The 14663-nt window shown below is 64.3% G+C and carries 14 protein-coding genes; 7 read left to right on the forward strand and 7 right to left on the reverse strand.

Annotated elements, in window-relative coordinates:
* The first annotated feature begins 56 nt into the window (after positions 1-56).
* Entirely contained in the window at positions 57-941 is an 885-nt protein-coding gene (rsmI, locus tag F6X40_RS15075) for a 16S rRNA (cytidine(1402)-2'-O)-methyltransferase (RefSeq protein WP_184002798.1), read from the forward strand.
* A gap of 120 nt (positions 942-1061) precedes the next feature.
* Here the strand turns inward: rsmI and F6X40_RS15080 are convergent, their stop codons facing one another.
* Positions 1062-1667 (reverse strand): septal ring lytic transglycosylase RlpA family protein, encoded by a 606-nt coding sequence (locus F6X40_RS15080; RefSeq protein ID WP_187628373.1) that lies wholly within the window; start codon positions 1665-1667, stop codon positions 1062-1064.
* A 649-nt stretch (positions 1668-2316) separates the two neighbouring features.
* Here F6X40_RS15080 and F6X40_RS15085 point away from each other — a divergent pair.
* The 3 genes from F6X40_RS15085 (at position 2317) to F6X40_RS15095 (ending at position 4139) form a co-directional block, all read left to right on the forward strand.
* Positions 2317-2961, forward strand: a complete 645-nt coding sequence (locus tag F6X40_RS15085; RefSeq protein WP_184068797.1) for an MBL fold metallo-hydrolase — start codon at positions 2317-2319, stop codon at positions 2959-2961.
* Positions 2958-3590, forward strand: a complete 633-nt coding sequence (locus F6X40_RS15090) for an exonuclease (protein WP_090802665.1) — start codon at positions 2958-2960, stop codon at positions 3588-3590. The genes F6X40_RS15085 and F6X40_RS15090 overlap by 4 nt, the downstream gene beginning before the upstream one ends.
* A gap of 90 nt (positions 3591-3680) precedes the next feature.
* Positions 3681-4139 carry an Lrp/AsnC family transcriptional regulator gene (locus F6X40_RS15095; protein ID WP_012431468.1) on the forward strand — a complete coding sequence of 153 codons (459 nt, stop codon included), beginning with the start codon at positions 3681-3683 and terminating at the stop codon, positions 4137-4139.
* A gap of 63 nt (positions 4140-4202) precedes the next feature.
* Here F6X40_RS15095 and F6X40_RS15100 read toward each other — a convergent pair whose 3' ends face one another.
* The 3 genes from F6X40_RS15100 to F6X40_RS15110 form a co-directional block, all read right to left on the reverse strand.
* The gene (locus tag F6X40_RS15100) at positions 4203-5486 is read right to left on the reverse strand and encodes a cation diffusion facilitator family transporter (protein WP_187628374.1); all 1284 of its coding nucleotides are present in this window, start codon (positions 5484-5486) and stop codon (positions 4203-4205) included.
* A 285-nt stretch (positions 5487-5771) separates the two neighbouring features.
* Positions 5772-6074, reverse strand: a complete 303-nt coding sequence (locus F6X40_RS15105) for an H-NS family nucleoid-associated regulatory protein (RefSeq protein ID WP_008921239.1) — start codon at positions 6072-6074, stop codon at positions 5772-5774.
* Positions 6075-6476: 402 nt separating this feature from the next.
* On the reverse strand, positions 6477-7139 hold the full coding sequence (locus F6X40_RS15110; RefSeq protein ID WP_187628375.1) for a HugZ family protein: 663 nt from the start codon (positions 7137-7139) through the stop codon (positions 6477-6479).
* Between the two features lie 250 nt (positions 7140-7389).
* Here F6X40_RS15110 and F6X40_RS15115 point away from each other — a divergent pair, with 250 nt between their 5' ends.
* Entirely contained in the window at positions 7390-8604 is a 1215-nt protein-coding gene (locus F6X40_RS15115; protein ID WP_184068803.1) for an MFS transporter, read from the forward strand.
* A 106-nt stretch (positions 8605-8710) separates the two neighbouring features.
* Here the strand turns inward: F6X40_RS15115 and F6X40_RS15120 are convergent, their stop codons facing one another.
* Positions 8711-9856, reverse strand: coding sequence for a branched-chain amino acid ABC transporter substrate-binding protein (locus tag F6X40_RS15120; RefSeq protein ID WP_184026037.1), 1146 nt, complete (start codon positions 9854-9856; stop codon positions 8711-8713).
* Between the two features lie 451 nt (positions 9857-10307).
* Entirely contained in the window at positions 10308-11411 is a 1104-nt protein-coding gene (locus F6X40_RS15125; RefSeq protein WP_187628376.1) for an NAD(P)H-dependent flavin oxidoreductase, read from the reverse strand.
* 321 nt (positions 11412-11732) lie between these two features.
* On the opposite strand from F6X40_RS15125, the gene F6X40_RS15130 reads away from it, so the two are divergent.
* Both F6X40_RS15130 and F6X40_RS15135 read left to right on the forward strand, forming a co-directional pair.
* Positions 11733-12431, forward strand: coding sequence for a dienelactone hydrolase family protein (locus F6X40_RS15130; protein ID WP_187628377.1), 699 nt, complete (start codon positions 11733-11735; stop codon positions 12429-12431).
* Positions 12432-12673: 242 nt separating this feature from the next.
* Positions 12674-14230: an amidase gene (locus F6X40_RS15135; protein WP_222946080.1), complete on the forward strand. Its 1557-nt coding sequence runs from the start codon at positions 12674-12676 to the stop codon at positions 14228-14230.
* A gap of 108 nt (positions 14231-14338) precedes the next feature.
* On the opposite strand, the gene F6X40_RS15140 is transcribed toward F6X40_RS15135, so the two are convergent.
* Complete coding sequence (locus tag F6X40_RS15140) at positions 14339-14650, reverse strand: high-potential iron-sulfur protein (RefSeq protein WP_184026020.1); 312 nt, start codon at positions 14648-14650, stop codon at positions 14339-14341.
* Between the last annotated feature and the right edge of the window lie 13 nt (positions 14651-14663).

The following is a 14663-nucleotide window of genomic DNA, read 5'->3' on the forward strand; positions in this document are numbered from 1 at the left end:
GCAAGCCCACATGGCACAATGTCGGCCTCGTTCCGTCTGTTTGTGTCTTCCGTGTCATGACTCCTCTCTCCGAACTCGCGCAAGGGCAGCAGTACCCCGCCGCCGCGCTGTATGTGGTGGCCACGCCGATCGGCAACATCGCCGACATCACGCTGCGCGCGCTGCACGTGCTCGGACTCGCGGATCGCATCGCCGCCGAGGACACCCGCAACACCGGACAGCTGCTCGCGCGCTACGGCATCTCGAAGCCGCTCGTCGCCGTGCATCAGCACAACGAGCGCACCGCCGCGCAGCGCGTGATCGAGTATCTGCAGGCCGGCGAGCGCGTGGCCTACGTGTCCGACGCGGGCACGCCGGGCATCTCGGACCCCGGCGCCAAGCTCGTCGATGCCGTGCGCGAGGCCGGCTTCGTGGTGGTCCCGCTGCCCGGCGCGAGTGCGCTCGCCACCGCGCTCAGCGCGACCGGCGACTGGGTCGCGACGTTCTCGTTCCTCGGCTTCCTCCCGCCGAAGCCGAAGGCGCGCGCCGCCGCCTTGCAAGCGCTCGCGCAACATCCTCACGCGATGGTGTTCTACGAAGCGCCGCACCGGATCGTCGAGACGGTGCAGGCGCTCGCCGATGCGTTCGGCGGCACACGCCGTCTGCTGATCGCGCGGGAACTGACGAAGTTACACGAAGCCCTGCACCAGGGCACCCTGGCCGAAGGGCCAACGTGGCTCGCTGCCGACGCGAACCGGCAGCGTGGCGAATTCGTGTTGGTGGTCGAAGGTGCGGCGCCCGAAGCGGCCGGCGAGCACGATCACGACGCGCTACTCGGCATCCTGCTGGAAGAATTGACGGTGAGCAGCGCGGCCAAGGTCGCGGCGGCGCTCACGGGCGCATCGCGCAACGTGTTGTACGCGCGCGCGCTGGCGCTGAAGGAAGACAAGCCCGAAACGTGAGAGTCGAGCCCGGCGGGTAAAAGGCTGACGGCAACAGAAAAGGGCCGCATGTCGCGGCCCTTCGATTTTCTGCAGACGGTTGGTTCAGCCGACGCGGCATCATCGCCACGTAACGTCACATCACTTGTTCGAATCCGAGTTCGACGCGAGCGTCTCGTTCAGCTCGGCGCGCGCTTCCTGCTGCGTGAGCCCTTCGATCTTGACCCGCGCGGTGCCGGTGTGGCGCATGTCGAGCATGGCGGCGGCCGCCATCGACAGGTCGATCACGCGGCCGCGGGCGTACGGGCCGCGGTCGTTGATCCGTACGATCACCGAGCGCGAATTGGCCGGATTGGTCACGCGCACGTACGAGCCGAGCGGCAGGGTGCGATGCGCGGCCGTCAGGGCATGCATGTCGTAACGCTCGCCGTTGGCGGTGCGGCGGCCGTGGAAGAAGCGTCCGTACCACGACGCGCGTCCGATCTGATGGAAGTCCGCGACGTCGACGCCGTCGTCGGTGAGCGGCTGCGCGTCAGCCAGCGGCGACGCGGGCGCGTTCGACGCGCTCGGGCTCGAGGCCGGCGCGCTACCGAACGATTGCGGTCCGAAAGAGCTCAGGTGCATGTTCTTTGTACTTGGCGGCGTGTCGTTCGCGGACGTATCGCGCGCGCCCGGAGGCGTGGCACAGCCGGCCAGTACAAAAAAGGCAAAAAGAGTCCCTAGACCACGGGTTAGCCGAGTTTTCATAAGACGTGCAATCACATTGTCGAGCCGCGTCACCCGCAAACTGCTGGGTAGGTTGCTTGCGGCTCCGGCGGTAGGGACGACAACGCGCCGCGCGAAAAAGCGCAGTACGTCAAAGCCCGGATACGGCTCACTCAGCCGCTACCGCACGGTTAATTTTCACGTCTGGCGCAACCTGTCCCCGGCAGCCTGACCAGACCCCACATGCCGCCAACTGAACGTGGCAATGACACGTTCTTGCGCGCGCAACTCAGCGCGCAGGAACGGCGGCGTAGGCCCCACCCAGCGTCACGGAGATTAATTCCGTAGCAGGCGCGCGGCGCCTGGCTGGGCAAGACGTGTGCATCGAACGCATCGATACTGGATGGCCGTCGGCATTCCGACAGCCCTTACTTGAACGGCGAGCGGCATTCCCTTTTTGTGGGAACGCATCGCCTTGTGGCAGCACAATTCCTAGTGCATGGAGTCCATTATACCCAAAACTTTTTTTTGGGATGGCGGGCTGCTCAAAAACTTGATCAATCTTCACATTTATCGCAAAAATGGACATACGAAAGACTGAGACGGGCCGTGAGCCGGCCCCGTCGCATGGGCGGCGGAGGCTGTCGCGAGGCCCGGTACAATCAATGTTTTTCCAGCGCGTCGTCCAGCCATGAAAGTCACCCTGATCCCCGTCACGCCGTTCCAGCAGAACTGCTCGCTACTCGTTTGCGAGGCCACCGGGCGCGCTGCCGTCGTCGATCCGGGCGGCGACCTCGACACGATCCAGCGCGAGATCGCGCGGCAGAACGTGACCGTCGACAAGGTCTTGCTGACCCACGGCCACATCGATCATTGCGCCGGCGCGAAGACACTCGCCAGCCACCACGGCGTACCGATCGAAGGTCCGCATCCCGACGAGCGCTTCTGGCTCGACAAGTTGCCGGACCAGAGCACGCGCTTCGGCTTTCCGGCCGCCGACGCCTTCGAGCCGGACCGCTGGCTACAAGACGGCGACACCGTGCAATTCGGCGACGAAACCCTCGAGGTCTACCACTGCCCCGGCCACACGCCGGGCCACGTGGTCTTCTTCAGCCGCGCGCACCGGCTTGCACTAGTCGGTGACGTGCTGTTCGCCGGCTCGATCGGCCGCACGGATTTCCCGCGTGGCAATCATGCGGACCTGATCCGCTCGATCCGCGACAAACTCTGGCCGCTCGGCGACGACGTCACGTTCGTGCCCGGCCACGGCCCGACCTCGACGTTCGGCGCCGAGCGCCGCACGAATCCCTACGTCGCCGACGGAGTGGGCGCATGAGCAGCGAAATCTATGTCAGTACCGACGTCGAAGCGGACGGCCCGATCCCCGGCCCGCATTCGATGCTGAGCTTCGCATCCGCCGCATACACCGAAGACAAGCAGCTGATCGCGACGTTCTCGGCGAATCTCGAACTGCTCGAAGGTGCAGCGCCGCATCCGGTTCAGGAAGCGTGGTGGAAGACCCAGCCGGAAGCATGGGCGGCCTGCCGCCAGGACTTGCAGAAACCCGAAGCCGCCCTGACCGCCTATGTCGAATGGGTCGAGGCGCTGCCCGGCAAGCCGGTGTTCGTCGCGATGCCGGCCGGCTTCGACTTCACCTATATGTTCTGGTACATGATGCGCTTCGTCGGCCGCTGCCCGTTTTCGTGGTCGGCGCTCGACATCAAGACGCTCGCGTTCGCGATGACCGGCCTGCCGTACCGCAAGAACATCAAGCCGCGCTTTCCGAAGCACTGGTTCGACGAGCATCCGCACACGCACGTCGCGCTCGACGACGCGATCGAGCAGGGTGCCCTCTTTTGCAACATGCTGAAGGACTTGCGCGCGCGTCAGCCCGAGCTGCCGGGGGACGGCAAGGATGATGGGGACGGCTCAGGGCAAAACGCCGCTCCCGACCCGGTAAATTAGGCAATCTCGCTCGCGAGAGCCGTTTTACATTGCGTTTCGTTTTCGCGCCCTCTACCATGCGTTGATACGGCGACGCTAACGGAGGCGCAGTTGACACTCGATACGTTCTCACAGAAGATCCTGCGCCTACTGCAGCTCGACGCACGTCGTTCCGTGCAGGAAATCTCCGACCAGGTCGGGCTGTCGAGCACGCCGTGCTGGCGGCGCATCAAGGACATGGAACAGTCGGGCGTGATCCAGCGCTACACGGCGCTGCTCGATCGCGAAAAACTCGGCTTGCATGTGTGCGCGCTCGCGCATATCCATCTGACGCGCCACACCGAAGGCGGCGTCGAGCAGTTCGAGCGGGAAATCGCCACCTGCCCCGAAGTGACCGAGTGCTACAGCACGACCGGTGAATCCGATTACATCCTGAAGATCGTCGCGCCGGACATCAAGGCGTACGACAGCTTCCTGCACGAACGCATTTTCAAGATTCCAGCCGTCGCGCAGGTGCGGACGAGCGTCGTGCTGCGCGAAATCAAGTTCGATACGCAGTTGCCGTTGTGACGGATGCCGCCGCTGCGGGCGGCATGAAGGTTCGCGGCATCGGGTGTCCGAAACTCATCGGACTCAGGCGACGTTGTGAGGCTCCGTGGCGATTGACCGACCGCCGGGGGCGACGCCAGTCTTGAGTTCCGCCGCCGGACCGCCTTGCGCGGCCGAGATATCCCGTTGCAGCAGCACGTCTAGCTTGCGCGCGCCGAGACGACGCTTGAGCGCCTCCAGATCGACGCGCCCAAGCGACTGCGCCTCGCTTTCCAGCAGACGCGCGGCCTCGGGGCCGTCCGCAGCGCGCCCTTCAACGGACGCCGCCGCCGGTAACACCACCTCCACGTCGAGCCCGGTGCTCAGGTAGTGCAGATTTATCCCAGCGGCCTGCAAGCCCCAGGCCGCCAGCGCCGCGTCGACCTCGGCGGTCACGCGCTCCCGCGGCGGCAGATCGACCGGTGGATGCGCGAGCGCATCGTTTTCCGGATCGACGTGGATCAGCGCGTCGAGCACGCGCTTGTCGGTCAGCACACGCAGCCGCGCCGACTCCGCGATGTAATGCCCTTCCGATACCGAAATCATCGGATCGACCAGAATGTGCGCGTCGACGAGCGCGAAATCGCCCATCTTGCGCGTACGCATTTCGTGCACGTCACGCACGCCCGGGGTGGACATCAGCAATGCGCGCATGTCGGCCGCGGCGGTTTCGTCGAGCGCGCGGTCCGACAGATCCTGCAGCGCGTCCCAACCGAAGGTCCAGCCCATGCGCGCGACCATAAAACCGACGATGGCCGCTGCGATCGGGTCGAGCAACCGCAAGCCGGCGAGACTGCCGATCACGCCGATTCCCACCACCAGCGACGACGCCGCGTCCGAGCGCGCGTGCCATGCGTTCGCGATCAGCATCGCGGAACGCACGCGCTTCGCCTCGCGCAGCATGTAGCGAAACAGCGCTTCCTTGCAGACCAGCACGAGCGCCGCGACCGCGAGCGCGCTCATGTGGACGGCAGGAATATTTTGCATGTCGGCGAGCCGCGTACCGGCGCGCCACAACATGCCGACGCCGACCGAGATCAGCAGCGCGCCGAGAAATAACGACGCCACCGTCTCATAACGGCTATGCCCGTAATTGTGATCCGCGTCGGGCTTGGCCCCGCTGTGCCGATTGGCAATCAGCACGACAAAATCGGAAATAAGATCGGCAAGGGAATGGATACCGTCGGCAACTAGCGCCTGCGAGTGCGCGATCGTGCCGATGGCGATTTGCAGCGTCATCAACACGCTATTGAGCGCAATACTCGCAAAAGTACTTTTGCGCGCAACGCGTTGTTTCTCGGTGGTTTGGGCGATCGCGGCGGACTGCATGCTGAAGTGGCGGAAAGGTCAATTATCGTTATTGTAGCCGCCGCGAATCGCGCGCGCAGGGAAAAGCGGAAAAAACCTTTTTAAATCAATCGCTTATCTAAACGAAAAGCATTCGCGTTCCAGTTGCCTGAAGCGCATGCGACAAAAAACTCGGCGCCGCAAATGACGAAAACCGCGCCCTGAACGGTGCGCGGCTTTTTCAGATTCTGCAACAGGCTATAAACGCGGTGGATTGCCGCTATTCGTACTACGTGCGGCCAACCCTCACTGCCCGCCTGATCGTGATTACTTCTGGATCAGAAACTTTTCGCGATCAAGACCCGCAATCCAGCGCGGCGGCTTGCCGCGACCGGACCACGTGCTGCCGCTTTCCGGATCGCGATATTTAGGCGCGACGCCTGCGCGCGGCCGGCTCGCTTTAGCGCCTTTCGGTGCGCGGCCGCCGCCGAGTTCGCTCAGCGAAATGCCGTAATCCGCCATCTTCTGCTTGATTTCATTCAAGACTTCCGCGTATTCGCGCGACTTCGCTTCTTCAATCTGCTTTTCGAGCTTCTCGCGCTGTGCGAGCAGTTCCTTGTAAGAAGACATAGGTTCCCTTGTGGTATGGATAAATGACCGCCGGTCTTTTGCCGACTCGCCTTTGAAGGTTTCATGCCTCGGAATTTGACGGCGAGATTAACACAAAATAGAAAGGCTGGATAAGTAACCGGGAAAAATTAATTCAAATTCGTTTCAAAAAGTTTCCTGCGCTGCTTTTGGGTCGGACTACGGCCTTTCAAATCCTGATTTCGCATGTCGCTGAAAAAGTCCACTCATCTGCATATTTACACGATTTAACTATCAGGAAATGAGACTTGAGCGGTCCATTGCACATCGAACATTTCACGGCATGAAAGCTTTGACTTGGATAAGCCGCGCACTATTGAGACAAAGACCAGACCCGTTCGTCGCGACTGGCGCATGCGCGTTTTCTCGATAAACGATAAATACTTAATCCGCATGCCGCTCGATGCAGACTTCGAGCGCGGCGTGCAATGTCCCGGTATCGGACCGGGCGCCATCGAATGCGAAACGGTGGCGCACGCCGTTGCGTTTCAGATCGGCGCCATAACGGTCGACACCCAGCAATTCGACGCCGCCCGCGCCACTCAGCCGGTGACCGAATTCCGCGATCAGCGCGTCCTCCTCGCTGACTGCAAGCGGCGGCAGCGGATCGAGTTCGGCGCCACCGAGCCAGCCCATCGCGCCAAAGCCGCCGATGTAGCGCAGCCGCTGGACCTCCATGATCCAGAACGTGAAATCGCCCAGCATCAGGTAGCGCTCCGCGTCCGGGTGATAGCGCAGGTAGCGCCGCGCCAGTTCCGGGCTCGAGCCGACCGGCTCGAAGCGGCCAAGCAGCGTGACGCGCTGGCCGCCCAGCACGTCGCCGTCGGGTGCGTCGACGGCCAGAAAACCGGCGCGCGGATCGGTGTGCAGGTTGTGCGTGTGCTCCGCGAGCCGGCTCACGAGGATCGTCGGACGATGCCGCGCGTCCGGCGCGAACGGCAGCACCGACGGATACGGAAAGCCCTCGGGCTGGCGAGCATGCGTGGCGAGCGTGCCGACCGTGGCCGTGTGCAGCAGATGCAGCGGAGCGTGAGCCGGAATGTTCAACTGAGCGTTCCTCGGTGAATCAGGAATGAACGGAAAGCGGTGAGCGGCAGAACAGCCGCCGCGCACGGCAATGCAAAAACCAACTGCGGTGTGCCATGGCATGACAGCCGGCAATACCGCCAGGTTGCATCCCCAGCCTATCAATCGTATGCGCCCGATCCCACGGCTCCAAGCATTCGCCACCACGCTTCGATAGAATCGAAGATCCGCTTTCAATGCGCTTTCTCGCGCACTTCGCCTCGAGACCTCCGTGCCCGATCACCAATCCTCCGAATTCGCCGTCCTGCCCGCCGCGCATCGCAATCTGTCCGTCACCGCACGGCAACGCGCACGCATTGCCACGATGGCGGTATTTTTCATCGCCGGCATGATGTACGCGTCGTGGGGCGTGCACGTGCCGACGGTGCGCGACCGCTTCCATCTGAATCCGGCGATGCTGTCGTTCGCGTTGTTCGCGGTGGCGGGCGGATCGATCGGCGCGATGGTGACCAATGCGTCGTGGATCGCGCGGGTCGGCACGCGCCGCGCCTGCCTGACCGGCGGCCTCGCGATGGCCGCCTGCGCCGCGCTGATCCTCGTCGTGCCGGCGTATTGGATCCTGCTGATCGTGCTGGCCGTCTTCGGCGCCGGCATGGCCACGCTCGACGTCGCGATGAACGCCGAAGCGAGCGCCGTCGAAAAGGCGCTCGGCAAGCCGATCATGTCGTCGCTGCATGGGATGTTCAGCCTTGGCGGCATGTTCGGCGCGGCGGTGGGCGGGGCGCTGCTGTCGCGCGGCATGGCGCCGGCTGTGCATCTCGCGCTCGCCGCGGCGGCCAGCGCGCTCGTGCTGGTGCTCGCGTGCCCGTCGGTGCTGCCGCACGTGCCGCACGCCGAGCATCCCGATGCCGCGACGCCGCGCGCGAGCCGCTGGCGCTCGCCGGCGTTGTGGGCGCTCGGCACGATGGCGCTCGTCGCGCTGATCGCCGAAGGCGCGATGTACGACTGGGCCACGGTCTATATGCGCGATGTCGTGCTCTCGACGCCCGCGCTCGCCAGCGCCGCCTACGCGGCGTTTTCCGGCGGCATGGCGGCAGCGCGTTTTGCCGGCGACGCGGTGCGCGCCCGCTTCGGCGCGCCGCAACTCGTGATGATCAGTGCGGCGCTCGCCTGCGCCGGGATGGTCGACGCGCTGCTGCTGCCGAATCCGGTGGCCGCGCTCGCCGGCTTTGCGCTGATCGGCCTGGGCCTCGCGAACATGATGCCGGTGCTGTTCGCGGCGGCCGCGAGCGTGAAGGGCATCCACGCGGCCGAGGGGCTCGCGCACGTCGCGGGGCTGGCCTATTTCGGGTTGCTGCTCGGACCGGTGATCATCGGTGCGGTCGCGCAGGTGACCAATCTGACGATCGGGCTGTCGGTCGTCGCCGTGTGCGCCGCGATGATCGCGCTCGTCGGGCCGAAGGTGCTGCGGCGTTTGAAGATCTGACGCAAACGCAACGCCAAAAAGAAGAGGCACGCAAGCCTGACGGCCCACGTGCCTCTTTAGCAGTAAATCGAAGTGCGGCCCGACGCCGCCTTCGACCACACCGAATTTACATCTTCACGACGTCGAGCAGCGTCTTCTTGCCTTGCTTGTAGTTGTAGAGCGAGATCACGCCGTGCTGCAGGTCGCCCTTCGAGTCGAACGTCGTTTCGCCGATCACGCCCTTGTAGTCGGTCGTCGGCATCGCTGCCAGGATCTTCGCCGGATCGGTCGAGTTAGCGCGCTTCATCGCGTCGACGATGATGTACACCGCGTCATACGTGAACGGCGCGTAAATCTGGATCGGCTGGCCGAAGCGCTTCTCGTACTTCGTTTCGAACGCCTTGCCGCCCGCCATCTTTTCGAGCGCCATGCCGGCTTCCGAGCAGACGATGTTGTCGGTTGCGTCGCCGGCCAGGTCCGACAGCTTGTCGGTACACACGCCGTCACCTGCCAGCACCTTCGCGCGCAGGCCGAGCTGCTTCGCCTGCTTGGCGAACGGGCCGCCGGTCGCGTCCATGCCGCCGTACATGATCGCGTCGGGATTTTCACCCTTGATCTTCGTCAGAATCGCGCGGAAGTCGACGGCCTTGTCGTTCGTCGCGTCGTGCGACACGACGTTCATACCGAGCGACTTCGCCGTCTTCTCGAATTCGTTCGCGAGACCCTGGCCGTAAGCGGTCGAGTCGTCGACGATCGCGACGCTCTTCACCTTCATGCCCTTCGCCGCGTAGTTCGCGAGTGCCGGGCCTTGCTGCGCGTCGGTCGCGACGACGCGGTAGGTCGTCTTGAAGCCTTGCTGCGTGTAGGCCGGGTTCGTTGCCGACGGCGAGATCTGCACGATGCCCGCATCGCTATAGATCTTCGATGCCGGGATCGAGGTGCCCGAGTTCAGGTGGCCGACCACGGCGACGACCTTGTCGTCGACGAGCTTCTGCGCAACCTGCGTGGCCGTGCGGGGGTCGGCCGCGTCGTCCTGCGCGTCGAGTTGCAGCGTGATCTTCTGGCCGCCGATCGTCAGACCCTTCGCGTTGATTTCCTCAATGGCGAGGCGCGCGCCGTTTTCGTTGTCCTTACCCAGGTGAGCGATACCGCCAGTCAACGGCGCGACGTGACCGATCTTCACGACCGTGTCGGCCGCGGCCGATGTTGCCAACGTCGCGAACAGCACCGCCGCAGCGCTGATCGGCAACAGCTTTTGAATCTTGATGTTCATGTAAGTCTCCAGTTTCGGTCAAAACAACGTAATCGCCCTGTGCCCCGCTTCCCCTACACGTGTCGCTCAGTCCCGTGGACGACCACGCCGGTTGCATCGTTCATGCACTTGGCCAGTACGTTTACCGGACTGTTTGTGACAGTTGGCAAACCGTACTTGCGCGCAAGTGTAGGCCATCAAATTAATTTGCGGGAATTTTTTGAGAAAGTGGGAACAACACTAATAGCGCAGTTCCCGGGCGAACCGCTCGTGGCTTGGGCGAGCGGGCCGGAAAACCCCAGCCCATGCGGGTTTCCGCTAATTGGTAAGTTTCTCCGCGGGCGCGGATTTAGCCATTTTCCGGCTTCTGTCACATATGATTCGAAGGGTTTTTCAACTCAAAAATGTGGCGTGCCGCACAGGATTGTGAGTGCGGTAAAAAACTTAAATCAGCCTTAAATCGGCCATGCAATCAACGCAAGAACGCGGCGATTCGCACGGAGGCCGCCTGCCATTCCTGCTCGAGCTGCGCCATCAGTTCGATCGCGCCGATTGCTTCGTCGCGCGTGTGGCCAAGCGGCGCACCCTGCCCCGCCCACAACGACAGGTAATCGCCGTTCTGCGCACGCGCCGCGTTTTGCCGCAGCTCCTGCGTCAACGCGTTTTGCACCGGATACGGCGCGATGCTGTCCGCCGATTCGCGCAAACGTTGTATCAACGGATTGCGGATGCCGCGCGCGTGGCGGCCCGTGATCGCGCGCGTCACCGTGGTCGAGGTATCTGCCATGCCGCGCACGCGGGTTTTCCATACCTCGGGGATCGCGCTCTCGCGGGTGGTCAGAAACGCGGTGCCCATCACCGCGGCTTGCGCGCCCAGCGCGAGTGCCGCGACGATGCCACGACCGTCCATGATGCCGCCGGCCGCGAGCACCGGCAGCCCGGTCGCGTCGACCAGTTGCGGCACGAGCGCCATCGTGCCGACCAGCGCATCTTCGAAGGCGCCGATGAACGTGCCGCGATGCGCGCCCGCCTCCGCGCCTTGCGCGGCGACGGCATCGGCGCCCGCATCGCGCCACGCGATGCCTTCTTCAACATGCGTCGCAGTCCCAACTACATAGCTGCCGCTCGCGTGCAAACGCTCGACGTCGTCCGCTGCTAGCAGTCCGAACGTAAAGCCGGCGACCGGCACCCGCAATTCGATCAGCGTTTCCAGTTGCGCGCGAAAGTCAGGCGCATAGCGTGCGAGCGGCTGTCCCGGCGGCAAGCCGAGATCGGCTCGCAGCGGATCGATTGCGTCGAGCGCGCGGCGCACGGTGGCTTCATCGGGCGAGACCGGATCGAGCACGAACAGATTCACGCCGAACGGGCGATCGGTCAGCGCGCGAATCGCCGCGACCTCGCTCGCGATCTTCTCGGCTGCGAGCGCCGCCCCCGCGAGAAAACCAAGTCCGCCCGCATTGGATACCGCCGCGACGAGCGCCGGCGTCGTCGCGCCGCCGGCCATCGGCGCCTGCACGACGGGTACCCGCATCTGGAAGTGCTCGGCGAACGGCGTCACGAAACCGCCTTCATTCATGTTCGTTTCCTTCCGGCGCAAAGCCGTCGATGTGCTGATTCATGCGCTCGCCAACATGTTCGCGAGATGCGCTGACACGCGCGAGCCATCACGCGCTGACTGTACCGAGACGCGCCATCGCGGAGAAATGAATTATCGAGATCGTTTCAATCGCCTGACGAGAATCGAAGCACGCCGCAGCACCCGCGAGGCCTCGTCCCGCCTCGCTGCAAGGCGGTTCTTTTGATGGCAAACTAAGCGCCCGTTGCAGGGCCTCGTGGCCTTGAGCGTTTCGTACACACCGACCTCGCGCGGCGGTCGCGCGAGTCAATGGAGAACAGCATGAGCACGACTTCCCGATGGATCGACATCCCCGCCGGCAACGACAGTTTCGGCGGCTACCTCGCGCTGCCGAAGGGCGGCAAGGGACCGGCCGTCATCATCATTCAGGAAATCTTCGGCGTGAACGGCCATATCCGCTCGGTCGCGGATCAGTACGCGCAGGACGGCTATGTCGCGCTCGCCCCGGACGTGTTCTGGCGCGTGCAGCCGCGCGTCGAATTGACGTATGACGGCAAGGATCGCGAAAAGGGCATCGAGCTGATGCAGAAAACCAAGGTCGACGACGCGGTCGACGACCTCGGCGCCGCTGCGGCCGCCTTGCGCGCGCTGCCGGAAGTGACCGGCAAGATCGCCGCGATCGGCTACTGCTTCGGCGGCCGTCTCGCCTATCTGGCCGCGGCGGCCGGTTCGGTCGACGCCGCTGTCGCCTACTACGGCGGCGGCATCCATAACCATCTCGACAAAGCCGCGAACATCAAGGTGCCGATGCAGTTCCACTACGGCGAGCTCGACGCGCATATTCTGCCGTCGGACATCGGCCAGATTCAGGAGCGCTTCGCGGGTCGCGCCGACGTGCAATTCAACATCTACCCGAACGCCGATCACGGTTTCAACTGCTCGGAGCGTGCGTCGTACAACCAGCACGCGTCGGCATTGGCGCATGGCCGCACGCTGACGTTCCTCGGCGAGCGGATGTAATCCGCGGTTCCGGCATTCAGTCGGCCCTGCCGCGTTGCGCATGTGATCGCACGCTCGCGCATTTGAAGTGCGCACTCGAATTCACATGAGTCACGTCGGCGCTCAACTCGGGTACTCTGTGCAAGACGGCGTGTCGGCCGACACGCCGTCTTTTCACATGTGCGACGCCCGAGCGGGGCAACGCGATGCCGAGCGAAACGCCCCAGTCGCGCGTGCATGGCCGGCCACGAATTCGACGCAGCATGCCAACCGACCGCGAGGGCTCAACCAACGTGCAATCAGACTATCTCGCTCATGACGCCATCGGCCTCGCCGAACTCGTGCGCACGCGCCAGGTCAGCGCGCGCGAATTGATCGACGTCGCGATCTCGCGCACCGAGGCCGTCAATCCCGCGATCAACGCGATCGTTCTGAAGGACTACGTTGCGGCCCGCCAACGTGCGTCGCACGAAGACGCGAATCGCGCGAATCCCGTCGACGGCACAAACGGAACGGACAACTCCGCCGCCCACGCCGCGCTCGCCGGCGTGCCGTTCCTGATCAAGGATCTCGGCGCGCCCGTTGCGGGACTGCCCATGGCAATGGGCAGCCGACACTACCGCCACTTCATTCCGACTCAGGATGCGCCGGTCGTCGCGCTCGCGAAAGCGGCGGGTTTGAATATCTTCGCGAAGACCAGCACGTCCGAACTCGGCCAGATGCCTTATACGGAGCCCGAACTATTTGGCGCGTGCCGTAATCCGTGGAATATCGATCACACGCCGGGCGGTTCGAGCGGCGGCGCGGCGGCGGCGGTCGCTGCCGGCATCGTACCGCTCGCGCATGCGTCGGACGGCGGCGGCTCGATCCGGATTCCGGCGTCGTGCTGCGGACTGTTCGGCCTGAAACCCTCGCGCGGTCGCGTGCCGCGCGCGGCGCAGGCCGGCGTCGGCGAACTCGGCATCGATCACGCCGTGTCGCGCAGCGTGCGCGACAGCGCGTTGCTGCTCGATCTGCTGGCCGGCAACGCCGAGCGGCCGAGCGGCGCGCCCGGCACCTTTCTCGGCGCGACGCGCGAGCCGTGCAAACCGCTGACGATCGCCTACGTGACCGAGCCGATGCTCGCGCCGTCGTTATCGGCCGATGCACGCGCCGCGCTCGACGACGCCGCGCAACTCGCGAGCTCACTCGGTCATCGTCTGGAGCCGGTGTCGCTCGGCGTCGATTTCGCGGCGGTCCGTCATGCGTTCCTGACGCTGTGGTCGGTGACCGCCGAGGACCTCGTGCTAAACGCGGAGCGCATCACCGGCCACAAGCCAACGCGCGGCGAGTTCGAAATTTCGACATGGGCGATGGCGCACGTCGGCCGCAAGCTTGGCGAGCAGGGCTTGCCGGCCGCGCTCGACGAACAGCGCCGCATCACCGCGCGTCTGACCGACCTGCTGAACCGCTACGACGTGCTGTTGTGCGCGACGCTCGCGTCCGCGCCGATCAAGATCGGCGAGATGCGACCAAGCTCGGTCGAGCGCATGCAGATGCGCGCGATCACCACGATGCCGCTAGAACGATTGATGAAGAAACTGCTGTTCGAAGCGTCGAACAAGGCGTTCGCGTGGGCCGGATGCACGGAGCTGTTCAACCTGAGCGGCCAGCCGGCGATGTCAGTGCCTTTGTACTGGAATGCGCGCGGGCTGCCGATCGGCGTGCAGTTCGCGGCGCGTATCGGCGGCGAGGCGACTCTGTTCAGACTCGCCGCGCAACTCGAGGCGGCACGGCCGTGGTTCGACAGGCGGCCACCATTGATGAATGCGCGCCGCTAAAAGTCCAGCGGTCCACTGCAATGAAGCTTTGAAAAACCGGCCCGGCATGCGCCGCGGGATTGCGGCGCATCCCGTGCGCGCTTGCAAGCACCTCAAGCGCAGGCTTGATCAGGCCTTCTTGTTATAGGCGCTGCACCATCCCGTGGCCGCGACCTGCTTGCCCGCGAACATCGGGCAGAGGCCGTAGGCATCGCCCGCCTTGCCCTGGAAGAAGCTGCAGTTGCTGCATTGCTCGCCAGGCGTGTATTTGGCGAATTTCGCCTTGTCGACCTTGCTCGCGTCCGCCTTGTAGCCAAGCGCCTGCGCGGTCGGATCGGTTTCGGAGACTTTCGGCGCGTCGGCGAACGCCTGGCGCGACAGCGCGAACGTCGATGCCACACCGATGCTGGTGATCAAAAACGTACGACGGGAAGATCTCATGGGGAACGCACTC

The sequence above is a fragment of the Paraburkholderia sp. UCT31 genome, assembly GCF_014397655.1.
Classification (GTDB): Bacteria; Pseudomonadota; Gammaproteobacteria; order Burkholderiales; family Burkholderiaceae; genus Paraburkholderia; species Paraburkholderia tuberum.

Bases quoted from the DNA above. Each gene is read 5' to 3' on its own strand.
- rsmI (WP_184002798.1), top strand. From the start codon at position 57: ATGACTCCTCTCTCCGAACTCGCGCAAGGGCAGCAGTACCCCGCCGCC.
- F6X40_RS15080 (WP_187628373.1), bottom strand. From the start codon at position 1,667: ATGAAAACTCGGCTAACCCGTGGTCTAGGGACTCTTTTTGCCTTTTTT.
- F6X40_RS15085 (WP_184068797.1), top strand. From the start codon at position 2,317: ATGAAAGTCACCCTGATCCCCGTCACGCCGTTCCAGCAGAACTGCTCG.
- F6X40_RS15090 (WP_090802665.1), top strand. From the start codon at position 2,958: ATGAGCAGCGAAATCTATGTCAGTACCGACGTCGAAGCGGACGGCCCG.
- F6X40_RS15100 (WP_187628374.1), bottom strand. From the start codon at position 5,486: ATGCAGTCCGCCGCGATCGCCCAAACCACCGAGAAACAACGCGTTGCG.
- F6X40_RS15105 (WP_008921239.1), bottom strand. From the start codon at position 6,074: ATGTCTTCTTACAAGGAACTGCTCGCACAGCGCGAGAAGCTCGAAAAG.
- F6X40_RS15120 (WP_184026037.1), bottom strand. From the start codon at position 9,856: ATGAACATCAAGATTCAAAAGCTGTTGCCGATCAGCGCTGCGGCGGTG.
- F6X40_RS15125 (WP_187628376.1), bottom strand. From the start codon at position 11,411: ATGAATGAAGGCGGTTTCGTGACGCCGTTCGCCGAGCACTTCCAGATG.
- F6X40_RS15130 (WP_187628377.1), top strand. From the start codon at position 11,733: ATGAGCACGACTTCCCGATGGATCGACATCCCCGCCGGCAACGACAGT.
- F6X40_RS15135 (WP_222946080.1), top strand. From the start codon at position 12,674: ATGCCAACCGACCGCGAGGGCTCAACCAACGTGCAATCAGACTATCTC.
- F6X40_RS15140 (WP_184026020.1), bottom strand. From the start codon at position 14,650: ATGAGATCTTCCCGTCGTACGTTTTTGATCACCAGCATCGGTGTGGCA.